Below are 23,006 nucleotides of genomic sequence, written 5' to 3'. Positions count from 1 at the left end.
GCCGCCATGACTCTCACTCTGCTTGCCCTCCTCATGCTTCCGCTTGAGTTCAAAATGGTCCTCGACCCCAAAGGCACTCGCCGCATCCTCAAAGATTTTGCCGACTCCGAAGGTCTACAATTCTTCACCAGCATTCTGCTCCTCGTTTTGGCCTTGCTCATGCTCACCACTTCTTCCGTAAGTTTCAAATGGGAATGGGAAAGTTTGCTGTCTTGGCTGGCCGTACTCACTGCCGTTAAAGGCGCCGCCACCCTCATCCCCAGCCTCAACAAATGGAAAGTAAAACTCCTCACCGAGGAAAGACTGCCCATCGCAGGATTCATCAGCATGCTCCTGACCCTGGCCCTCATTTACATCGATACCCAGGTGCTCTAAGCGGCATCCTCTTCTTCTATGCAGAAAAAAATCTTCCAAGTTCTCTCGGTCATCATGATTTTGGGTTTGCTCGCTGGCACATTGACGCCGGTTCTGCTATCCTTGGGCTCCTTAAATACAACCGATGCCCAAGAAGAAATCCCAACCCAAGAAGTCAGCCCCCAAGAAACAGCTGATTGATGGAGACATGCTGATTGGAGATGTCTTGAACCGCCTGCCCGAATCCGCGGAAATCATGCAAGACTTTGGCTTGCACTGCACCAGCTGCAGTGTGAATGTTTTTGAACCCCTCAAAATGGGCGCCATGTCTCACGGGATTGCCGAGGAAATAGTGGATGAAATGATCGATCGCATCAACGACCTGGCCCTTGTCCGCAAACGCGCTCCGGACGATGGCATTTATGTCACCGAATTCGCGGCCACCAAAATCAAAGAATTCGCCAAGGCCGAAGATAAGGAAGGCTACGGCCTCCGGATCACCGCGCACTCTTCCAGCAGCACCCCGGAAAAAGAACCCGCTTACGCCATGGACTTCACCGAACACGGCGAGTCCAAAGACAAATCTTTTGAATTTCACGGCGTCGAAATTTTCCTCGATCCCGAATCTCTCCAAAATCTCCTGGGCGCCGAAGTCGACTTCATCGAAAGCGCCTACGGCAGCGGCTTCAAAATCAGCAACCCCAACTTCGTGGGCGCCAAAAAATTCGGCTGCTCTTGCGGCTCCGGCGGCTGCGGTGGTGGCTCCTGCGGCAGCGACTCCAATGACTCCTGCGGCTGCGGCGACGAGAGCTGCTAAGCTCTTAACCAGAGCACCGCACCATGATTGTGATCACTAACGGAAGCCTTTCGCTCCTCAATGGACTCCCCACCACGATGAAGAGACCGCACGGAACGCACAAGAACCTTCCCATCAATGTCGTCAGGGGATTCAAGACTCGCATTTCGCCATGACCAATCCCCTGAGCCCATAACATAGCGAGTCCCCATCACTGCTTCTGAAGCAGCGACGAGCCCGCTCTTTTTGAGATTGGGTGCATCTTCTGGCACATGATAGCCTGCTGCCTTTACTGCATGATGAATCTCAAGAATAGTTGCCCAGGCTCCTCGTTCCTGAGCTTCTGCCTCATCGTGAGGCAATAGACGCAACCCACTTCGATCCCTTGGCTCTGCTGGATAATTTGTTGACCATCGTGCATTTACAATTTCTGTGGATGCCTGACGAATCTCAAGTTGACCATCTGGTCTTACCCCAACCACTTGAATGCCTTTCGGCATCCACAGGGCGGCTCTTGTAAAAGCTTCATCTCCCGCCATTTTTCTCCGCAATCGTTCTATAACCGCATCATTAACACCCACATCATTCCTTCTCTGACCTACATAATAAAACGCATCACCTCCAATGACAGGGCCACCATCATATCGCTGTCTTCCCTCCTCGAAAACAAGCGGAACTAGGCCAGATTGATCAAGCCGAATCCGTGCCTGAGCTAATAAATCTCTTACGGGATCAGCCGCTTCTGATCCTACAACAGGGGCGCTCTGTATCATTTCAAAAAGATTTCGTTGTGATGCATCAAGCTGTGACATAAGTTGTGCATTAAGATTAAGCCAAGAGCGAAGGATACGCCTTTGTTCAAAATCGTCAACAGGCTGTTTGACATCCTTACAAACCATTGACCCATTCCCTCTTAAGAGTGTGGTTCGCGAGTTTTCAAAATTCAGTCAAGGCCCCTCCCCAAAAGTTTTGCCCCTGCTCGTCAAATGGAAGTGAGGCAAATCCCTTTGACCCCTTTAAAAAAAGGCCGTATCTTGGGGTACACCTGGCACAGATCCCCTATATCTTGTGTCTCACGCGATAAAACCCCACTAGAACCGGTTCGGGGCTTTATCTCCATTTCTATCCACCTTATTCCTCCTTTTTTATGGCCCAATCCATCACCCTCCCCGACCCCGTTACGAGCAAAGATCCCGCCGCCGGCGCTGCAAATACTGCAAACAAGGTGGAAAGACCCAAAGATGCCAAACCCGCAGGCAAAGCACTCAGCATCAAGCGCCGTTTCACTCAAGTGGGATTGGAGGCTTTCGACATGATCGAGTTCGAAACACGCGAAAGCCGCATCACGGAACCGGATGGAACGGTGGTTTTTGAAATGAAAGCCGTGGAAGTGCCCAAAACTTGGTCCCAACTGGCCACCGATATTTTGGCCCAAAAGTACTTTAGAAAACGCGGCGTCAGCGGAACGGACAACACCAGCGAAACCAGTGCCAAGCAAGTGGTGCATCGCGTGTCCCACACCATCCGCACATTTGGAGAGGAGCGAGGCTACTTTGCCAGCAAAGAAGACGCCGATGCTTTCGAACAAGAACTCAAATTCATGTGCATCACGCAACGCGGAGCCTTCAACTCCCCCGTGTGGTTCAACTGTGGACTGTATCACGAATACGGAGTGGTGGGAGATGCCGGAAATTATGCTTGGGATTTTGCAGAAGGAAAAATCGTGGAAATCCAAAACGCGTACGCTCGCCCTCAATGCAGCGCCTGCTTCATTCAAAAAGTGGACGATTCTTTGATGGGCATTTTTGACCTGGCTAAAAATGAAGCCAAACTCTTTAAATACGGATCCGGAACAGGATCCAACTTCTCCGCCATTCGTTCAAAATACGAAATCCTTTCCGGTGGAGGAATTTCTTCCGGACTCATGTCTTTCCTCGAAGTGCTCGACCGTGGAGCCGGAGCTATTAAGTCCGGTGGAACCACTCGTCGCGCCGCCAAAATGGTGGTGCTCGATATCGATCACCCCGAAATCCGTGACTTCATCAACTGGAAAGTGGAATCCGAGAAAAAAGCAAAAGCGCTTATGGATGCCGGCTACAGCGGAGACTGGCGCGGTGAAGCCTACCACACGGTTTCCGGACAAAACTCCAACAACTCTGTGCGCGTGATGGATGAATACATGAGCGCCGTGGAAAAAGGAGAGAAATTCTGGACTCGTTTCCGCACCGATGGAAAAAAATATGAAGAAATCGATGCGGAGGAACTTTTTGAAGATATTTGCGCGGCCGCCTGGTCTTGCGCCGATCCCGGCCTCCAATTCGACACCACCATCAACGAGTGGCACACCTGCCCACAAAGCGGCCGCATCAACGGAAGCAACCCTTGCAGCGAATACATGTTCTTGGACGACACCGCGTGCAACCTGGCTTCCCTCAATCTTGTTAAATTCCTCAACGAAGACGGTTCCTTCGATGTTGCAGCTTACCGCCACGCCGTAGAAATCTTCTTCATCGCTCAAGAAATTTTGGTGGATGTTTCTTCCTACCCCACTCCTTCCATCGCACAAAACAGCCACGACTACCGTCCCCTCGGCCTCGGTTACGCAAACTTGGGGACCTTGCTCATGATGCTCGGCGTGCCTTACGACAGCGACAAAGGCCGCTCCATCGCCGCCGCCCTCACCGCCATCATGCACTGTCACGCCTTTGTGGCTTCCGCTCAATTGGCCAAAGCCGTGGGACCCTTTGCCGGATACGAAAAGAACAAAACCGATATGCTCCGTGTGATGAACAAACACAAGGAAGCCGCCCACGCCATTGATGGGAACCTGGCCGGAACCGCACTCGCGGAAGCCGCACGAGAAGACGCCGACCTCATGGTGGAAATGGGAGAAAAATACGGATACCGCAATGCTCAAGCCACCGTGCTCGCCCCCACAGGAACCATCGGACTTTTGATGGACTGCGACACCACCGGTGTGGAGCCTGAATTCTCCATCATGAAATGGAAAAAACTCGCCGGCGGAGGACACTTTAAAATCATCAACCAATCCATCCCCGAAGTTTTGCACCGCTTGGACTACAATGAAGAACAAGTGAAAGAAATGCTGGACTTCGTGATGGGTACCGATAAACAAGAAGCCGCCGAAACTTTGGAAGGCGCGCCCGGACTCAAAGAAGAACATTTTGCAATCTTCGACTGTGCCAACAAGTGCGGAAAAGGCAGCCGCTACATCGCCGCACTGGGCCATGTAAAGATGATGGCCGCCGTACAACCCTTCCTTTCCGGAGCCATTTCCAAAACCGTGAACATCCCCAACGAAGCCACCGTGGAAGAGATCCGAAGCATCTATATGCAATCCTGGAAACTGGGACTCAAAGCCATTGCCCTTTACCGCGACGGAAGCAAACACTCTCAACCGCTTTCCAGCAAAAAAGACAAGGCCGCAACTGCCGAAAAAACGACCGAACTTCCAGAAGGCACCGTGCTCCGCGGATCAAAAATCTCCATGCCCACCAAGCGAAATGGAATCACCGTGGAAGCCGCTGTGGCGGGACAAAAAATGTACATCCGCACCGGAGAATATGAAGACGGCACTCTGGGCGAAGTCTTCATCGACACCTTTAAAGAAGGTGCCTCTTACCGAAGCCTCCTCAACTGTTTTGCAGTAGCGGTCTCCGTGGGACTGCAATATGGAGTCCCACTGGAAAAATATGTAGACAGCTTCACCTTCACCCGCTTTGAACCCAGTGGATTCACCACCCACCCCAATATTCGAACATGTACTTCCATCGTAGACTTCATCTTCCGCGTATTGGGAATGGAATATTTGGGCCGCACGGATTTCGTCCATGTTGAACCCAAGAGCACGCAATTCATGGAAAACACGCTCAAAGGAAAAATCACCGCCGCCATTCAAAATGAAGCAGCCGAAGCTCAAAGTGGTTCTGCCACGCCCAGCCTCGAAGCGCCCAGCATGGGAGCATCCGGCCTCGGCATGGGAGCCACCACCGCTCACGATGCCCTCAGCCAAGGACTCAAAAGCATGATGGGCGACGCCCCTCTCTGCGGAACCTGTGGACATGTGACCGTGCGCAACGCCACTTGCTACAAATGTCTCAACTGTGGAAACAGCATGGGCTGTTCCTAAAACCGAAACGAAGCCCCCCACTCAATTATAAAAAGAGGCCCTTCACTCCACGGTAGGGTCTCTTTACAAAACAGAAAAACAAAGTATGATACCTAGGCTATAAAATAAATTATGCCCACAGAATTTCCCGAGCCCAAGCCTAGTAATCTTTTCCACCTGCCGACCAGGGGGGCGGGTATTCGTGCCCTACCGCAGTCCACCCGAACAGAAGAAGACCCAGTCGGCGATGAGCCAATTGAGTTGATTCGAAGTTTTGGAGGTGGCTTAAAAAGAGCCGCAAAAACACCACCAGCAGCACCCAAACCTCAAGAAGTACTCCGCTTAGCTGCTCAACTGAAACGAAGTGTAGGGACCAACAGAATCAAGGATGACCGTTTGACCACAATCATCGAAGCCGCTTTAGCACTTAAAAAAATCGAGAGCCAACCGGAAACGGAACTCACTCCCGCAAGCACTTGGGATACAGCAATCAAGTGCTTGGTGACCCTCGTCATGGAGGCAAAAAAACTCGACAACCTTAAAGAAGCCGATATCGCCAATCTTCTGGCGGACCTACGCAGACTACTTTCATTAAACACAGAAACCTCTAACACCATAGTCGAGCAAACAACAAGGCTACAAATGGAAGAACGGGAGGGCATACAGGTCACAAGGTTTAAACGGGCTCTAAAAGCTATGTGCATCAACTGGAGCGCGGGCATGGGAGAAGATGAAATTTTTAACGCTCTGTTTGAGAGTTATAAGGCACTCCCAACTGAAGTATTCTGGAATGGAGTAGATGGGACCATCCAAACCTTCAATGGAAATCCCGGGGACATCGTACCCTTTGATCCCTTCTTTAAGCGCAGATTGCAAGACCACCTCAACAAGAAAAAAACGGACTACGATGACTCTCCCCCCGGTGGCATATAAGTTCTTGGCTTGACTTCTCTTGAAGCGCCACCTACAATCCCTAAGCTCTTAAAGCTTCGGCCAAGCCGAATATATGGTCAATAAACACAGTTTAAAACACGGAATGACAACGGCCAACGCAAGTCGGCCCAAGTCTAAGCAATGGAAAAGGCGAAACAAGGCAATTGCCCGCCCACGAAGTGAGGCTCGCCAAAATGCCATGAGAGATGCTCTTGCAAAAGGCAACTGATCCCAAACCCCATCCCGCCATTTATGGGTTTACTCTCGATTTTTAAACGAAATCGTCGCACGGGCCAGACCAGCTTCACCAGTTATAAAAGCCAGCGCTTTTCGAGGAGAAAGCCATTTATTCCTCGCATAAGGCCCATACAAACCGACCGTTTGAGTCGCAGAAGCACCGAAAAGACCGGCCGTTTTTTAAGAAATCTAAAAATATTCCTGGTTTTGAGCGGGGTGGTGGCGGGTTTCTATGGAATCTTTTTTACTCCTTTGTTCGAAATTCAAAACATTGAAGTGAAGGGCGAGGCGGACACCAGCCAAGAGCAGGTGGCCATCAAAGAAATTTTGCAGGAGATTTTGGGCAAAAACATGCTGTTTTGGAGCGCATCAAATCAAGAAAAGGCCTTGCTCAAAAGCTTCACCTACTTAAAAAATCTGGATATCGATCGAAAGCTCTTCCACACCATCACGGTAAAACTGGAAACCTACCCTCCCGTGGCCAGCGTACGAGTGGAATTTGAGGACGGCAGCAGCGAAAATTTTGTGGTCAACGAAAAGGGCTATATCGCCAGTGTGGGGGCCACCATCGAAGACCTTCCGCTTCTGGTCATAGATTCCACCGGGACCGATGCGGATCTGGGCGCGGTACAAACGGCAGAACCTGAGGAAACAGTGGAATCCCCCGAGACCGCGGACGAAGCGGACCCCGCCGTGCCGGAGAAACCGGATCAAATCAACGAAGAATTGATCCCACAGGAAGTGCTGAGCTCACTTTTAGAAACCAGCAAAAGTTTTGAGGGGAAATTCAATATGGATGTCCTGGAAATCCATTATCTCAAACGGGCACGGGAGCTGCACCTGTACACCGAACGGTACTTTTTCGTGTGGCTGGACATGACTCAAGATCTGAATCTTCAATTACTCAAACTCAAAAAAGCTTTGGTAAAAATAGATCTTTATACCGCGCCGTTGGACTACATCGATCTTAGAATTTCTGGACAGAATGGAGAAAAAGTAATATATAAGTTGGTGGAGTGAATCACATATAAACACACAAACCATGACAAATAATGAACAAATCGCAAAAATTCTCCGCATGATCGAGGCCGGTGAGGCTTCTTTACGCGCCGCGAGGGAGCTTTTGGGCCAGATGAATCCGGAAGCACACTCGGAGCTCAGCACGCCAAAAACAGAAGAAAGCAGCGCCTATGAACAAGGGGAAAATCAGATTGTGGAAGGGGTTTTTGACGGACAAAACATGATCGGGCCCAATGAAAAGATCTATCCTGTGCCCGCCAATTACGCGAGCAAATCGAAACTGGTGGAAGGAGACCGACTCAAGCTCACCATTCTGCCCAACGGAAGCTTTATGTACAAACAAATCTCCCCCATCGATCGAGATTTTGTGAAAGGGACCTTGGTGAAGGAAGATGGACAATTCAAGGTTTTGGCAAACGGGAAATCCTACAAAGTGCTCTTGGCCTCGGTGACTTATTACAAGGGAAACACCGGAGACGAAGTGACCCTCATCACCCCAAAAGACCGGGAGTCCTCTTGGGGCACCATTGAAGCCGTGATCCCTCAAGTGGGCGGCGTTTACAACACCGAAGAAGCCTATTAGAAGTTGTTCGAGGCGCTTATTGAAGCCCTCCGCTTGCGCTCCGGGCCCATTTGGCTTACTCTGTGATACATGGAAAACAGTGGAGACATCAGCGTGATCGAAGCCCTGAACTTGGTTCAGTCTTGGCTCAATGCAAAGGAATACGACAAAGTGGTTCAAGGGTGTTTGGAAATTCTGCAATTGGAACCTGGAAACGCCCGTGCGCTTTCTTTGATGCGTCAGGCGGAGGAGCGAAGGCACGCAGCGGTGAGTCAACCTGCCCCGGCACCGACGGCGGCACCAGCACCCGCTCCGGCCGCAAATCCCGCCCCCGTCCCAGACCCCCTCGCCTCTTTACAAGTGGAAAGCGCTCCGGACCTCACGCTCCCCGAAGAAGAAACGGAGGAAAATGAAGATGAAGGCTTTGAAAAACGAAAACTCTTCCTGGCCCTTCTCATCCCCGCAGTGGTGGTGATTCTACTCGGAGGCTCCGGAATCTGGTGGCTCGCCAATCGCGACCGCGAGGAAACCATTGAGGACTCCATCACCGACGACGAAGAACAAGACCTCACTTACCTTGAAGAAAACGACCAAAGAGTGAAGGACATGACTGCCATTTTGGAGGAAATTGAAGCCTACAAAGAAGAAACCGGCGCTTACCCCGCAGCCGCAGAAATCGAAACCATTTTGGAAGAGAGCGATGCCTTTGAAACCATCCCATCCGACCCCAGACAAGGAGAAATCGACAAGGCGGGTGAACCTTTTGGATACCTCTACGCCGTCTACGATGGCATTGGGGGAGAAAATTCAGTCTTCGTATTGTCCGCTCTCTTTGAAGATCAACAAGGATTTGGAGTGGCGTGGGCAAAAGGCGCCCCCATCCGCAACTATCCCGATTTCCGCGATTACGAAAAGGACAATATCGTTTTTGTTGGAGGAAAGGAGAAAGGTCCAAAAGTGAATCCCAACAAATAACATGGCATTTTCCTGGAAAACCGCAAAGCGGCCGATTCTTGCGCTTGCCCCCATGGCCGGCTACACCGACACCGCCTACAGGCAGCTTATTAAGGGAATCGAGCCGCGGGTGATTTGTTTTACCGAGTTCACCAGTGCCGACGGCATTGTCTACGACAGTAAAATGACGCTCAAACAACTGGACTTCAACCCCAACGAAGAGCGCCCTTTGGTGGCTCAGATTTTTGGTAAAAAGCCGGCGCATTTTGCAGAGGCCGCCAAGCGCATCGAGGCCATGGGCATCGACGCCATCGACATCAACATGGGTTGCCCCGCAAAAAAAGTGGTGAGCAGCGATCACGGTTCCGCGCTGCTCAAAAACCCCTGCCGTGCCGCGGAATTGGTGGAAGCCGTGGCCAAGGCCACGAAGCTGCCGGTTTCTGTTAAAACCCGTGTGGGTGCCGATAAAGTGGATCTCCCCTGGTTTGTACAGTTCTGTAAAGATATGGAAAGTGCAGGTGCCCAGCTCTTGAGCATTCACGGGCGAACGGCCAAGCAAATGTACACGGGCCGCGCCGACTGGACCCCCATTTACGCAGTGAAACAAGCCGTAGGCATTCCGGTGATTGGGAATGGAGACATTCGCAGCGCGGCCGACGCCCTCGCTCAGCTCACCGCATCCGGCGACTCTCCGTATGCCGGCATCACTCTGGACGGAGTCATGGTGGGCCGAGGAACCATGGGCAATCCCTGGCTCATGGCGGAAATCGCCGCGGCTCTTTATGGAGGCACATACACCCCGCCCAGTTCCTTTGAAGACAAGGTTCCCACTTACCTTCGCCATGCCGAACTCTGCGTGGAATCCAAAGGTGAGGAACGCGGCATGAAGGAAATGCGCAAACACTTCGTCCAACTCCTCCGCGGTTTTGAGGGGGCCAGCGAATACCGCTCCCAGGTGGTTCAAATCTCCACTCTGGAGGAAGCCCGAAGCATTCTCAACGAAATTGTGGAGAAGCTGCGTTCCGCCTAGCCCCCTGTTGTTACTCCGCCAACAACGCATTTTTTAAGAACAAAACCCCTAAAATCAATGGGGGGATTTTTACAAAAAACCAATTCCCATCTACGCTTAAAGACCCATCCCAAAAGCGCATGAAACCCCAAGCCAAAACACTGTACGAACTCCGACTCTGCGAAACCCGTGACTATTCCCCAAGGCTCCTCGACCATTGGCTGCACACCCTACAAAAACATCCCGGCTCCATCGAAATTCTGATCCGTCAAAAAGACCAAAAAGTACAGTTTTTCTGCACAGAAGACCTCAGCACTCACCTGCTCGGCTCTCGGTTCATCGAAACACAAGCAAGCCCCACATCGTTCCTCACCACGAGCCCAAAAACCCTTTACTTCATCCATCAAAAGAAAGGGCCTCTCCTCCCCATCAAAAGGTACAGCCAATTTGAAGATCGGATACAAAAAACACATATTTCACCCCTGAGCACCTTGATCCCTCTGTTGGCCAAAACCCCAAACAGTTTCCTCCATTTGCAGCTCATTCCCCTCAAAAATAGACAGAGAGAACGGGCCCTAAAAAAGGTGAAACAAAGCAGCTTCGAACCTGAAAGACACTTTGACCAATGGGAAAGTAAGGCCTGGTTCAGCTTCAAAGCTCGCCGTTTTCTCGGCCCGCTCCTTCGCAACTGCCTTTTTAGCTCCCCGCTCAAAACACAAAAACAGGAACCCCAAGAACAAATGGAATCCTCGCACGAACGGGAAGATCCCCGCCACGCCATCCTCGACAAGCTGTCCAGACCTCTGTTTAGAGCACAAATCACCCTGAGCCACCCCTTTAAAGATTTTGTGCACGGCTTCACCCTGCCTTATTTGGGCGAACTCAGTCTCAGTCGTAAAAACCAAGAAACCGTGCTGAGCGCCGAAGAGCTGGCGAGCCTGCTTTCGCTCCCAAATGCAAAGGAACAAGCCACTTATCTGCACACCGAACCCACCGCCCACCTTCCCGAGCCGGGGAATACAAAGCTTGAGGAAGAAGATCGCAAAAGACATCTGTACTTGGTGGGCAAAACGGGCATGGGCAAATCCACAACACTTTTGCATCTTTTTAGGGAAGATACCGAACTCGGCCGAAGCATCGTGGTGCTGGACCCGCATGGGGACTTGATTGAAGACGCCCTCCGGCTCACTCCCCTCGAGCGGGCAAAAGACATCCTCCTCCTGGACCCCGGCGATGCCGATTTTCCGCTCGCCCTCAACCCTTTAGAGCTCTGCCCAGGAGAAAATCCGAACCTCAAGGCCTCCGCCTTGGTGGAAATGTTTGAAGTCTTGGCCCAGGGCAGTTGGGGACCACGGTTGGAATATATTTTGCGCAATGCACTCCTCCTCCTGATTCTCGCCCCAAACACCACACTGCTCGACCTTCCGCGCCTCCTCACCAACGAAGCCTTTTGCCGAAAAATGCTCGAGCTCACGGACGATTTCGAATTGCACCGATTTTTTAAAGAAGAATTTTTAAAACAAGACCCGCGGACCCGGCAAGAACACAGCGCTCCGATCCTCAACAAAGTGGGCCCCTTGCTCACGCTTCCGGTCCTCCGAAACATTTTTGGCCAACCCAAGAGCAAGTTCTCCTTCAAAAACGCCTTCGCCGAAAGCAAAATCGTGCTGATCTCACTCCCCAAGGGGAAACTGGGCGAAGATGCCAGCCGCATACTGGGCATGGTTTTCATCTCAATGATTCAGTCCACCCTCTTGCAACGGGCGGAGCTCCCATCCGAAAGCCGAAAAACGGTTTGTCTCACCGTGGATGAATTTCAAAACTTCACCAGCAAAACCCTGCTCACCATGTTGGCGGAATCCAGAAAATACGGCTTGGCCCTGACCCTGGCCAACCAGTACCTCACCCAAGTTCCGCACGAAATTCAAGATGCCATTTTGGGGAATGTGGGCTCGCTGCTCTGTTTTCGCACTAGTTATGCCGACGCGCAAATCCTTGCGCCCTCCCTCAGCCTCACCGAAGAAGACCTCACCCAGCTCGCCCCTTTTCAAGCCTATGCAAAGCTCCTCCACCAGGGCAGCCCACTGCCTCTTTTTAGGATGAATGTTGAGAAAACGCCCCCCTCCAAGACCCCACTCCCGCTCGAAACCTTAAAAACCCGTTCCAGAGCCCAATGCGCTCGCCCGGTTTCCCTGGTTGAAGAAAAACTGAAAAACAGGTATAATAGTAAAGACAACTCGCCCGCCACATGAAAAAAATCATCGCCAGTTTCGTCCTCTTTTTAGCCTCTTGCGGCCTGCTTGCCTCTCCGCTGGCCTTAGCAGACAACGGATATAGCGGTTTTGATGTGAAAGAAATTTTAGATCTGGATGCCGAAGACAATCAAACCAACGACAGCACCGAAATTTACGAAAACATCACGGATGAAGCCACCGAGAGAGGGGTCTCCGTCCCCGCCGCCATCATCCTTCGCATCATCAATATTCTCACGCTCTTGATTGGAACCGTCACCTTCGTTGTGATTATGATTGGAGGTTTTATGATGGTCACCGCCGGCGGAGATGAAGGCCAAGTGGACAAAGCAAAAGGCATTCTCAGCCAGGCCATTGTGGGCTGTCTTTTAGCTTTTTTCGCCTATTTCATCACCGTATTTATTCAATCCTTCTTTTATTAAGCCCGCTCCCATGCGCCAGTTCCTCGCCCTTCTTATCCTCAGTTCTCTCCTCACCCTCCAAGGCGCTATCTTGGTTTTTGCGGATGAAGCCGCTCCAACCGAAGACCCCCTCATGAGCGAAGATGAGTTCAATGAAAGCTTTGAAGAGGGCAACGACACCACGGAAGTACTGGGAACCGACGATCAAATGGCAAACGCCATAGAAGCACCCCTGATATGTCCGTTCGGCTTAAAGCTCGAGGCCGGAGCGAACAATGCAGAAGAAATGGCAACAAGATACGAAGACTTTTATGGGCTATTCAACGCCAGTTATGAAAGTACGCTGGGAAATGCAGAATGTGGAGCCCCAAATGAAACCACCGATTATCTCGAAAAAGGAGACTGTACGAAAAATGGTCTGCTGGTGACAGAGATAACCGAAGTGATTGCCAGCGATGTCGTTTTGGATGATCAGAATAAAGTCCTCACCGTTTATGCGGGATTGTGTTGCCTTGCGGGGGTGGTGAATGGGAGTGAAGTGGTGAGTTGTGATGATGTTCGAACGCTCTACAGCCTTTCGTACGATGAATGTGCTGCCCATGCGGTGAATTGTGAAAAACGGCAGTGGGTGATTGGGGACAGCGGGATGGGACTCATTAAACTCATGGTGAAACAAATCTTCACCTTTGCCGCGCTCTCCGTGGGAAGTATTTTTATGGGAACAATCGTCTTTCAAGGAATCAAAATTTCCGTGTCCGGCGTCACCGGAGACATCAGTGAAGCAAAAAATAAAATTCTGCAGGCCATCGGAGGCATGGTTTTGCTCTTTCTGTCGGGACTCCTCCTTTACAGCATTAACCCGGGATTTTTCGGATGATAAAACTATTTAAAATCGCATTTGTATTTTTCTTTGGATTGGGCCTCTTGGGCACAGGTTTAATGCTGCACAGCGCAGTCCAAGTCCCCGTTGCGCACGCCGCAGCGGAAGACGATGCTTCGCCGGAAGATCAGGTGGTTCGCCCAGACATTCCCGCGCCTGACTTTCTCCCCTCCCCGGACACCGGACAAAGCGGCTACGACACACAAAATTATATTCTCAATGAAGCCATACCCCAGGGAATCAATATTTTTATAGGACTCATGGGGCTGCTGACCTTTGCCGGCATTTTATTTGGAGCCATTCAAATGCTCACTGCCTACGGAAATGACGACAAACTCACCAAAGCCAAAACCAATCTTCGTTACGGTCTTTTAGGATTCCTTTTAATAATATTGGCCTATGGAATCGTTTCCGTGGTGGTTTCCATTTCGCTCCCCAATGAACAAGATGGAGATTCCGCGACTTCTTTCTTTGCCATACCAAGCGCGGAAGCGGCGGAGACCACTCCTCCACAAAATTTGGATATTGAAGAAGCCCTGGATCTCCTACTTCCCAGTCAAAAAGATATTATTGAAGACCAGGATACCCAGGGGCGCGTTTCTCTGCCCGGCGGAGATTTCTTAGGGGAAATTGTACCGGCGGTGGTCACCAATGTCCTGTACGCCACGGCTTTTTTAATCTTCGTCGCGTTCTGTTACGGAGGAACCCTTTTAGTAATTGCCCGTGGAAATGAAGAAGCCGTAACAAAGGCAAAAAATATTGTGATTTATTCCGCCATCGCGCTCGCTCTTTTAGCTTTGGGCTACGCCATTGTATATGGAATCGCCAACTTGGATCTCACGGACAGCAGCAACCGAGAGTCCGATGAAGTATTTGTTAACACCGAAGGAAGCAATGATTAAAAAACTCCTCCTCACCATCGCCTTGGGACTTTCCTTCTCCCTCTTGAACGCCGACCTGAGCTGGGCGGCCTTGCAACTGGACGATAATTTGAGGCCGGACAGTTTGCCCACCATAGAAGCGGAAGAGGCCGTGGATGCAGATCATCCCGAAACTGCCGCCACCCAAACCGCCATTATGTTTGTGGGGAAGATCATCAGCCAAGTGCTGCTCTTCACTGGTGCACTCACCGTGATTTTTATTATGATTGCGGGATTCAATTACATTTTTGCCTTTGGAAAGGACGAGCGGATCGAAAAAGGGAAACGAGGGACCACTTGGGCTCTGGTGGGACTCCTTTTGATTTTGCTTTCTTATGCCATCGTACAGGGCATTTTGCAGATTGTACTCCAGGTGGACAAGTCTGCCATTTAAGCATAGGATTCCCTGTGCGCCTATATCTCTAACTCTAAAGCATGTTCAAACCATTACTCGCATCTTTCCTCACGGGAGCCCTTTTTTTAAGCGCTTGCGGTGGAACCGGAAGCACTGCGGAAAACACCGGTAAAGCCATGGCCGAAACCGCTTGTCTCCTTTTTGATGAGAGCATTGCCATGGAAGACCTGGAAGAGAACACCAAGGACATCATGAAAAAATATGGATACAGCGATCCTAAGGAAATCGATACCTACTTAGCAGAGATTCAGGGAACTGAAGAACTGAACTTGGTTTCTGAAGCGGCACGAACACACCTCGAAGCCACTTGTGCCGAAGGCTTAAGCGCCAGCGGAGTCAGTGCCGCCGAGTTGGCTGAGGCCATGGTGAGGGAATAAAGGCTCTCCGAGTACAATCGTTTCTCCCGAGACCTGATCCAGGATCTTTTGAGCAGCCTCCGGAATAATGGGCTGAAGCATTTCACCAAGCCCGCTACACAGTTGGATCAAATTGCCCAAAACAACGGCCAATCGTTTGGGGTCTGTTTTCGCGAGTTCCCAAGGTTTATTTTCATCGGTGTATAAATTCCCAAATCGAGCCAGTTCCAGCATCGCCTCAATGGAGGAGCGCATATCAAAGTTTAAGAATCCTTTGTGGTATCGTTCCCAAGTTTTTGTCCACACCTCCTCCATCTCATCTTTGCGTTTCTCCACTTTCCCGTCAAAATTCTTGATGCACAAGGTCGCCACTCGTCGCACCAAGTTCCCAATGGTGTTTTGGAGTTCATCCTTGTAAACCGCAGCAAAACGATCACGAGAAAAATCTCCATCCTCGTCGCTGGGGATTTCGCGCAGCAAGTAATAACGAACCGGATCACTTCCCCATTCCTCAATAAGTGCAATGGGATCCACAACATTACCCAAAGACTTACTCATTTTTTGTCCTTCACTGGTGACAAAACCATGCACAAAAATAGCTTTGGGCAGAGGAAGGCCGGCGGCCATCAGCATGCCAATCCAAATCCCGCAATGAAAGCGAATGATGTCCTTGCCGATCAAATGCACCGCCGCCGGCCACCATTTTTTAAACGCCTCGCTCCGCTCGGCGTAACCCAGCGCGGAAATATAATTGGAGAGCGCGTCACACCACACATACATCACTTGATCCTCATGCCCCGGCACCTCAATTCCCCAATTCAAACTTTTTTTGGGCCTGGAAAAACTCACATCCCTCAGCCCCTCTTCCAAAAGCGACAAAAATTCATTCCGCCTGGAAGCCGGCCGAATCAAAAGTTCCCCAGACTCCACCTTCTGCTTGATCGCCTCGGAATACTGCGAAAGTTTAAAGAAAATATTTTTCTCTTTCAAAATCTGCGGCTCCTTCAAATGCACCGCGCATTTCCCATCCACCAAGTCTTTGTCCAAAATAAAAGCCTCACAGCCCATGCAGTATTTGCCCTCATATTCTTTTTCATAAAACACTCCGGCGGCCTCCAGCTCAGTCCACAATTTCCGCGCCCCCTCCTTGTGCCGCTCACTGGTGGTGCGAATAAAATCATCGTTGGCGGCGTTCACTTTCTTATGAAAATCCAAAAACAACGCACTATTTGTATCCGCAAGCTCCTGAGGCGTGACCCCCTTCTCCCTAGCCACTTGCTCATTCTTGCTGCCATGCTCATCCGTCCCAACCAAAAAAAACACTTCCTCACCCTGCAAACGATGATACCGCGTCAAGGCATCCCCCTGCACCGCCTCCAGCGCATGCCCCATGTGAGGCCCTGCATTGGTGTACGCAATCGCATTGGTGAGGTAGAACGAGTCCATTGAAACAGGGGTAAATTCCGCCCCACTATACGGCTTTTACAGCAAATCTACAAATAGTGTGGATCATTTTTCCCATTCTTTCCCTAATGCACCCGCAACTCTTGCAGCCATCCTAGCCTGCTCCTTTTGCCGAGTACCATAAGGGTTCGGATCAATATCCGCCTCAGGATCTTCACCCTCCATCAAAGGTCTAAGCGTTAAAAAGTATTCAATGGTAGCGGGCTGAACGCTCCTCTGACTCGGGGAAAAAGCTCCTTCATGCTTAACTTCAGAAAAAGAAGCATGCCACCTAAGTCCTTCCTCCTCACTACTTAAACGCCTTGCCACCAATCGGCGTTTGGCCGCAACCTCCCGCTCATGTACACCCGTACCGGAAGGCCCCAGCTCAAAATACCCATGAAGCAAACGATCCAGCTCCGTGCCCATCAAAGAAAAGCTTCCACCTTCTTGAACTTTAAGCCTAGTCTCCAAAAACCTCTCCAGCTCCCGCAAAAGAGCTGCCTCCATTTGCTCCTTTTTTTGCGCCGCCAAGGCCTGCACATCTGCAGCTTCCTGCGCCTCCAACTCTTGCCTCGAAATCAAATCTTGAGGTCCTGGAATCGCCATAAAAATTTGATTAAAAAATAAATACTAATGAGATTGTCCTTCCCCAAGCACACCTACAAGGTCCTCCATTGTAGAAGAGGCCCCCTGCTCAACGGGATCCTTTTGCTCCAAAGGGGTGAGGGTCAAAGTGTCTTCTCCCGATGTACCGCCTCTCCGTTCAGGGCCTCGAGGAGGGCCTTCTCCATCGCTTCCATGAGATTCGCTTCCCTTAGATAAAGAGGCTTGCCAGCCCAAAGGCCTCAAATACTCCTCCACGGCATGGATCCGCCCCGCAATCAAGCCCAAACATAAGTTTCTGAAGTCAAAAGGGTCCGTCACCTCAAAGGGCAAATTGGCTCTAAAAACCTGGTCACTAAGTTCCCACCCCTCCTTTGTCCTATTCAAAGAAAAGATTCCGCCTTCCGCTCGCACTCTACCCGCTTGCACCTCAGAGCCAATAAACGCATCCAATTGGTGCAAAAGAAAAGCAATGTGTGGGACTTCACGAGCCTCTATCACCGCCATATCAGCTGCAGCCTTTTGCGTCTCCAATTCTTCTGTCGTAAGCAAGTCACCGGATCTTGGAATCGCCATAAAAAAGGGTAAAACTTAGAATACAAAACTATAGCAAAGGGCTTGGGGATTGGCAAATTTCGGCTCAGGACTGCCAGTCGGGAGGAAGGACGACTGTGGGCTCCGCAGGTCGCATCACCAGGTGCAAGGAAGCATGAATGGCGGGATTGAAGACTTCGGACCGTTCGGTGGAAAAAAACGCCGCCATGCCGTACTCCCGCTCCAAAAGATCAATAATAGCGTTCATGCGAAGCAGAATGTCCCTGGGGGCATTGCTGGAGTAAACTCGCTTGTCTTGTGCATCCACCCAGGAAAGCCGTTTACTGAGAAGTGCAAAAATCATGTCTCCGCGAGTGATGGGCATCTCCCAAGTTTTGGTCTCTTTCCATTTGTCCTCGACAAGAGACAGGAACCGACGCGTGTAAGTCAAAATGTTCTCCAAATCCTCCTGCCGAGCGGCAAGTTCTTCCGCTGGAATCGGGGCTTCGTCCTCCAGGGAATCCTCTGAAAGTGCAAGGTGTTCTGTCATAAAAAAGGGTACAAGAGACCATTATAACTCAATCCTCCCTGGTGTGGTAGAGCACAAAATCAAAGACGGGGAGGTTTTCACCTTCTCGCACCAAGGTCTGGAGGACTTGGCGGACTTCGGCAATACCGGTGCTGTCGGCCAAAGCGTTGATTTCGGTGTATTCACACACCACACCGCCCAGCTCAGCCGAGGGCACGCCGGAACCGGGGACCCAGTGCAAACGGTAGTAAATGCGTGCATCCTCGGCCCCTTGAATGATATTGGTGAGCACCAAATAATTGTAATCGTGATTTTCTAAGAAAGTCGCGATGGAATAGCTGGGGTAAAAATGCGAGGGCGTTCCGGAGTCATAAAATTTAGCATATTTGTAGCCATCCGGAACCGTGCCGGAAGCTCCGGGCCCAAAGACCGAAGGATTCTCGGGAGAAGTACGGTTGTTGGTGGTGTCGAGCGGAATGTATTCCGAAATCGCCTCCGTTTGTGCGTAATAAAGTCCAAGAATTTTCCATCGCAGCACATCCTGTTCCGTCAAAAATTGAGTCATGTCGTTGAAGAGCGGATTTTCTTCTTCATCTCCCACAAAAAATTCAACTTTAAAAGAAGTGTTTTTCAAAAAACTTCCGTCTTCCTTCGTTTGAGCAAACAGAGCCAACTGAACCGATTCGTTGGGGTCGAGGACACCCCAGCCGTCTTCACTCTGCCCCTCACAAGGCACCACCGTTCCACGGGCACTGAGCTGAGCGGACGCGATGCTGGTTTCATTGAGGGAATAGTCCAAAAAACTCGGCTCATAACCGGGGAGATTTTCTTTAACAGAATAGAGCCCCAACTCCGTCACGCCTTCGGCCGCGTACAGTGCCTGCACCCCGCTCACCATGCTGCGAACCGCCACGGTGTCCCTCAGCACCAGGGTACTCACGGAGATGGACGCCAAAAGCAAAACCGTCATCATAAAAAAAGAGAGCAACAAAGCGGAAGCCGGAGAAGATCGAAAACGAGGAGGCGAAAAAATCATTGGTAGAAACGGCTGGTTATGGAGCTTTGAAGCAGGACGCTCACTTCTTCCTTCACGCGCCCGGGCAAAGAAAATTCCAAGAGGATTTGAACGGTGGGCTGATATTGAAGACTTGCTTCGCTACGATTGGAATAGGGATCTTTCTCAGGGAAAACGCGGAAAGAAACAAAGCTCGCGCTCGTGGCGGGGCCGTGGAGCAAAAGGGCTTCGCCGGAGCTGCCATCGGCGGCGGTGCTCAGCACCGAAAGCGCTTCATTTTCTTTGTCCCAAGCATACAAAAGGCCGGTTCCATCGGGGCCGCGCAGCGCCAAATTCGACTCATCCGAACGATCATAATCCACCCGATTCTCCTTCACTGCCTCGGTGAGCGCGGCCATGGCGGCCTCGGCTTCAAGCATGATGCTGCGCATCACCAAAGCCTCCTGGTTCGTGCGATGATAAGACAGATACACGCCAATGCTGAACCCAATAAAAATTGTAAAAACCGTAATGGCAATGATCATCTCCAGTAGAGTAAACGCCGGCATGGATCGTACTGTTTTTTTCATTGCCAATTGCTTAAGTAAGTAGAAACCTCAATGCTGCGAGTCTCCCCTCGTTCTTGCCAGGCCACTTTTGCAATCACCTCCACCGTGCCGGGAAGTCGATTTCCTTCTTCATCCAAAACCGTTTTAAAAAGCACCGAACGAATATACTCATTGCCGCCCAATTTCACCGTGGCTTGTTCCGTAAAAGAAGTGAAGGCAAAACAAGGAGGACAATCTTCCTCTTTGAGCAAAAGCTCCACCTCTTCCCCATCACTCAATGCAAAATCCCCACCCCACAGCGGAGTGCCTCCATCCCACGCATAGTTTTGAAGCCAATTGCTGTCGCGCATAAACCGCAAAGCCTCCAAGCTTTCCTGAGCCAAAAAAGCCGCCTGAACAGAATGAATATTGCGTTGATTGGAAAGCAAAGTGCTCAAGATAAGACCCGTGGTCGCCGTAATAACCACCATGACCAAGGTGATGGCAATCAGCGTTTCGATGAGGGTGAATGCGGAGGACTTATTCTTCATTTTCTTCATTGCCAAGCGATAAAGAGGCTAAATCGGTCTGAGTGGAAATCTGCAGAAACACTTGAAGTGGAATTTCGGTTGCAGCAGCAAAAACAAGTGTAGCATCTCCCTCCAAAAATTCCCCGTCCGATGAAAATAAAAACACCTCTCCTTCGGGAGGGCTATAAAAGGCCCACAATTCGTCCTGCCCGGCGGCGCCCACGGTAATTTCCTCAATAAAAGCGGTGCCGGTGCTGAGTCCATAGGGCAAAAGTTCAAAAGAATCCCCCTCGCAAACGCCTGCTTCTCCATTGTAATCCGCCACGGCCGATTCCGGGGCCTGTCCCTGTTTAAAAAAAACGCCTTCACACAAAAAGATTCCATCTTCCCTCCGCAGCTTTCCCGCCTGAACTTCCGCCCGTGCTTGTTGAAGCATGGCCAGGCTTTGGTCCGCCATAAAGGAAAGCTCCTGCCGCTGTTTAATGCCGGAAAAATCCAGAATCAAAACGCCCGTAAGCACCCCAATAATGGTGATCACCACCAAAAGCTCAATAAGAGTGAATGCGGGCTTTGGCTGAAGAGAGGACAAACTCATGAGACAAGGGTTGAGAGCGAAAAGATGGGCCCGAGCAAAGCGAGGGCCATCACTCCCACACTGAGCCCGACCAAAACAATCACCAGAGGTTCCAAAATGGTTGTGAAATTATTTAAGGAATGCTCCACTTCTTGTTCATAATGTCGGGCCAGTTTTTCTGCAATTTTTCCAAGCTGTCCACTGCCCTCTCCCACCGAAACCATCGCCACCACCGTCTCAGGAAACAAGAACGGAGCCTTGGCCAAATTGTCTGCAATTTTTTCTCCCCGTTCCACGCCACTCCTCAGCGTATTCAAAAAATCTTTATAGAGCACATTGCTCACCGCTCCGCTGGAAATACGAATGGCTTCATGAATGGGAACGCCCGCCTCCACCAGCAAACTCAACAGTTGAATGAACCGGGAAACATTGAGTTTTCGCACCGTGTCGCCCACAAAATAAAAAGACAAAGACCAAGTGTCCACTTTGCGCTTTCCATTCTCCGTGCCCACAAAAAAACTTCCCAAAAGAAGCAAAAAGAAAACCAAAATCACAAAAAGCCAGGAAAACTGAATGAAGAAAGAGCCCGCGGTCAAAACCACCCGAGTCAAAAAGGGCAGTTCAAAATTCGCCTGCGTAAAAAATTCCTCAATACGAGGAATCACAAAAGAAACCACAATAGCGCCGGAAATCAAAAGAGCGATCAAAACCGTGGCGGGATAAATCAAAGCACCGCGCACCTTGAGCGTAAGAGCATGTGTGCGTTCGCTCTGCTCCGCCAACTTAAAAAGCAACAAGGCCAAGTTTCCAATGCTTTCACCGCTGCGCACAATGCCCACTTCCGAATCCTTAAACACATCGGGGAACTTGAGCATGGATTGGCTCACTAGCTTTCCCCGTTCCACATCATAAGCCAAGGTATTGAGGATCCGTGCAAACCGTGGATTTTCCGTTTTTTTTGAAAGCACTTTGAGCGCCTTCATGATGGGGATCCCCGCATCAATCATCACCGCCAGCAAATGGAAAAAATAAGATTTTTCTTTTACCCCAACCCTTTTACGATCGATAAAAAAATCCTGTACTCGCACCAAAATCGGCTGATCGATATTACTATAAACTCCGTAAACGACGCTGGTTTCTTTCATGATCCTTACTGGTAATAGGCCTCAATATTCACACTAAACGAAATGTCCGCAGAAGAAACTCTTTGAACACTCATGTTGGTGACTCGAAGCAAACGATCCGCCCCCTCCAGTTTTTGCAAAAATCCAACCAAATCCTCATAAGTCCCGGTAAAGTTTGCGGAAATTCCAATCGTCTTTCCATAATCCTGGCTCACCGAGTCCGAAAAGTTCACCGCGTTCAAGGCAAAGCCCAAGTCCTTGGCAAGTTCGGAAAGTTCCAAAAGCAAAGCATCCTGGTCGTACCCCACGGGAACGGCGGTCTTCAAAGCCTCTCGAGTGCTCTCGCTCTTCACCACTTCCTCGGAAAGCGCCTTGAGTTCGGTGTAGTCACCCTCCAAAGCTTCCACCTCGGTGACCCTAAGATCCCGGCTGGCTCGAAGTTCCTCCACTTTTTTGCGCATGGGCAAAACAAAAACCACACTGCACACCAGAATAAGGAAGAGCAGAACAATGGAAACGAGTTGAGAAAAAGAGTTGGATTTCACTGAGGAAGGAGGTCAAGTTGAAGAGTAAAAGACACCACCGGCTGACCATCGGAAGTTTTTCCCGCAGTCACAGACGGTACAAAAACATGTAAAAAATCGGGCGATTTTTCCAAACTTAAAATCGCATCCGCCACCGATCCAAAACTATCTCCAAGTCCACTCACCTGCACCTCTCCCAGTTCACTCAAGCTATAAGAAGTCAAAAAAACAGTCACCGGCGTCAAATCTTGAAGAGAACGGACCACTTTGGACCAAAGCACGGTGTCTGCTTCCAGACGATCCCGTAGTTGTTCGGCAACAAAAAGTTCTTCAATCTCCTGCGCACGGAGCTCTTCCATTTGAGCCTCCACTTCCACCTTTC

Annotated in this window: 23 protein-coding genes; 14 read left to right on the top strand and 9 right to left on the bottom strand. The window is 50.5% G+C overall.

The genetic code is table 25. The features are described 5' to 3' along the window. Nucleotides 1–6 precede the first annotated feature (6 nt). Together WC777_03760 and WC777_03755 are read left to right on the top strand one after the other, a co-directional pair. Nucleotides 7–375: a hypothetical protein gene (locus WC777_03760; GenBank protein ID MFA6024303.1), complete on the top strand. Its 369-nt coding sequence runs from the start codon at nucleotides 7–9 to the stop codon at nucleotides 373–375. Nucleotides 376–499: 124 nt separating this feature from the next. Further along, the gene (locus WC777_03755) at nucleotides 500–1,171 is read left to right on the top strand and encodes an iron-sulfur cluster assembly accessory protein (GenBank protein MFA6024302.1); all 672 of its coding nucleotides are present in this window, start codon (nucleotides 500–502) and stop codon (nucleotides 1,169–1,171) included. Here WC777_03755 and WC777_03750 read toward each other — a convergent pair. Beyond that, on the bottom strand, nucleotides 1,168–1,962 hold the full coding sequence (locus WC777_03750; protein MFA6024301.1) for a hypothetical protein: 795 nt from the start codon (nucleotides 1,960–1,962) through the stop codon (nucleotides 1,168–1,170). The two genes, WC777_03755 and WC777_03750, sit on opposite strands and share 4 nt — an antisense overlap. A gap of 335 nt (nucleotides 1,963–2,297) precedes the next feature. Between WC777_03750 and WC777_03745 the strand changes: the two genes are divergently transcribed. The 12 genes from WC777_03745 to WC777_03690 all read left to right on the top strand — a co-directional run bounded on the left by WC777_03745 (nucleotide 2,298) and on the right by WC777_03690 (nucleotide 15,239). Further along, complete coding sequence (locus tag WC777_03745; GenBank protein MFA6024300.1) at nucleotides 2,298–5,300, top strand: vitamin B12-dependent ribonucleotide reductase; 3,003 nt, start codon at nucleotides 2,298–2,300, stop codon at nucleotides 5,298–5,300. A 111-nt stretch (nucleotides 5,301–5,411) separates the two neighbouring features. Further along, nucleotides 5,412–6,212, top strand: a complete 801-nt coding sequence (locus WC777_03740; protein ID MFA6024299.1) for a hypothetical protein — start codon at nucleotides 5,412–5,414, stop codon at nucleotides 6,210–6,212. Between the two features lie 252 nt (nucleotides 6,213–6,464). Further along, entirely contained in the window at nucleotides 6,465–7,502 is a 1,038-nt protein-coding gene (locus WC777_03735; GenBank protein ID MFA6024298.1) for an FtsQ-type POTRA domain-containing protein, read from the top strand. After that, complete coding sequence (locus WC777_03730) at nucleotides 7,492–8,052, top strand: hypothetical protein (protein ID MFA6024297.1); 561 nt, start codon at nucleotides 7,492–7,494, stop codon at nucleotides 8,050–8,052. Before WC777_03735 ends, WC777_03730 begins: the two co-directional genes overlap by 11 nt. Before the next feature lie 69 nt (nucleotides 8,053–8,121). Next, nucleotides 8,122–9,006 (top strand): hypothetical protein, encoded by an 885-nt coding sequence (locus WC777_03725; GenBank protein MFA6024296.1) that lies wholly within the window; start codon nucleotides 8,122–8,124, stop codon nucleotides 9,004–9,006. A gap of 1 nt (nucleotide 9,007) precedes the next feature. Further along, nucleotides 9,008–10,015 (top strand): tRNA dihydrouridine synthase DusB, encoded by a 1,008-nt coding sequence (gene dusB / locus WC777_03720; protein ID MFA6024295.1) that lies wholly within the window; start codon nucleotides 9,008–9,010, stop codon nucleotides 10,013–10,015. A 119-nt stretch (nucleotides 10,016–10,134) separates the two neighbouring features. Further along, a complete protein-coding gene (locus tag WC777_03715; GenBank protein ID MFA6024294.1) occupies nucleotides 10,135–12,279 on the top strand; it encodes a type IV secretion system DNA-binding domain-containing protein in 2,145 nt (714 codons plus the stop codon). Beyond that, a complete protein-coding gene (locus tag WC777_03710; GenBank protein ID MFA6024293.1) occupies nucleotides 12,243–12,668 on the top strand; it encodes a hypothetical protein in 426 nt (141 codons plus the stop codon). Before WC777_03715 ends, WC777_03710 begins: the two co-directional genes overlap by 37 nt. 10 nt (nucleotides 12,669–12,678) lie before the next feature. Then, a complete protein-coding gene (locus WC777_03705) occupies nucleotides 12,679–13,527 on the top strand; it encodes a hypothetical protein (GenBank protein ID MFA6024292.1) in 849 nt (282 codons plus the stop codon). Further along, a complete protein-coding gene (locus WC777_03700) occupies nucleotides 13,521–14,429 on the top strand; it encodes a hypothetical protein (GenBank protein MFA6024291.1) in 909 nt (302 codons plus the stop codon). The genes WC777_03705 and WC777_03700 overlap by 7 nt, the downstream gene beginning before the upstream one ends. Beyond that, the gene (locus WC777_03695) at nucleotides 14,422–14,841 is read left to right on the top strand and encodes a hypothetical protein (GenBank protein ID MFA6024290.1); all 420 of its coding nucleotides are present in this window, start codon (nucleotides 14,422–14,424) and stop codon (nucleotides 14,839–14,841) included. Before WC777_03700 ends, WC777_03695 begins: the two co-directional genes overlap by 8 nt. Before the next feature lie 41 nt (nucleotides 14,842–14,882). Then, nucleotides 14,883–15,239 (top strand): hypothetical protein, encoded by a 357-nt coding sequence (locus WC777_03690; protein ID MFA6024289.1) that lies wholly within the window; start codon nucleotides 14,883–14,885, stop codon nucleotides 15,237–15,239. Here WC777_03690 and metG read toward each other — a convergent pair. The 8 genes from metG to pilO are packed head-to-tail and all read right to left on the bottom strand — an operon-like array spanning nucleotide 15,183 to nucleotide 22,645. After that, nucleotides 15,183–16,664 (bottom strand): methionine--tRNA ligase, encoded by a 1,482-nt coding sequence (gene metG / locus WC777_03685; protein ID MFA6024288.1) that lies wholly within the window; start codon nucleotides 16,662–16,664, stop codon nucleotides 15,183–15,185. The two genes, WC777_03690 and metG, sit on opposite strands and share 57 nt — an antisense overlap. Nucleotides 16,665–16,700: 36 nt before the next feature. Continuing rightward, nucleotides 16,701–17,270 (bottom strand): hypothetical protein, encoded by a 570-nt coding sequence (locus WC777_03680; GenBank protein MFA6024287.1) that lies wholly within the window; start codon nucleotides 17,268–17,270, stop codon nucleotides 16,701–16,703. A gap of 24 nt (nucleotides 17,271–17,294) precedes the next feature. Further along, nucleotides 17,295–17,843 (bottom strand): hypothetical protein, encoded by a 549-nt coding sequence (locus WC777_03675; GenBank protein ID MFA6024286.1) that lies wholly within the window; start codon nucleotides 17,841–17,843, stop codon nucleotides 17,295–17,297. A gap of 28 nt (nucleotides 17,844–17,871) precedes the next feature. Then, entirely contained in the window at nucleotides 17,872–18,186 is a 315-nt protein-coding gene (locus WC777_03670; GenBank protein ID MFA6024285.1) for a hypothetical protein, read from the bottom strand. Continuing rightward, nucleotides 18,143–19,366, bottom strand: coding sequence for a hypothetical protein (locus WC777_03665; protein ID MFA6024284.1), 1,224 nt, complete (start codon nucleotides 19,364–19,366; stop codon nucleotides 18,143–18,145). Before WC777_03665 ends, WC777_03670 begins: the two co-directional genes overlap by 44 nt. 16 nt (nucleotides 19,367–19,382) lie before the next feature. Continuing rightward, on the bottom strand, nucleotides 19,383–20,423 hold the full coding sequence (locus tag WC777_03660; protein MFA6024283.1) for a prepilin-type N-terminal cleavage/methylation domain-containing protein: 1,041 nt from the start codon (nucleotides 20,421–20,423) through the stop codon (nucleotides 19,383–19,385). Nucleotides 20,424–20,450: 27 nt separating this feature from the next. Next, on the bottom strand, nucleotides 20,451–22,121 hold the full coding sequence (locus WC777_03655) for a type II secretion system F family protein (GenBank protein ID MFA6024282.1): 1,671 nt from the start codon (nucleotides 22,119–22,121) through the stop codon (nucleotides 20,451–20,453). 5 nt (nucleotides 22,122–22,126) lie between these two features. Further along, on the bottom strand, nucleotides 22,127–22,645 hold the full coding sequence (pilO, locus tag WC777_03650) for a type 4a pilus biogenesis protein PilO (GenBank protein MFA6024281.1): 519 nt from the start codon (nucleotides 22,643–22,645) through the stop codon (nucleotides 22,127–22,129). Nucleotides 22,646–23,006 lie beyond the last annotated feature (361 nt).

The organism is Candidatus Gracilibacteria bacterium, assembly GCA_041661045.1.
Classification (GTDB): Bacteria; Patescibacteriota; Gracilibacteria; order UBA1369; family 2-02-FULL-48-14; genus 2-02-FULL-48-14.
Note: the sequence above shows the minus strand (reverse complement) of the source record. Positions and strands in the feature narration are given on the sequence as shown.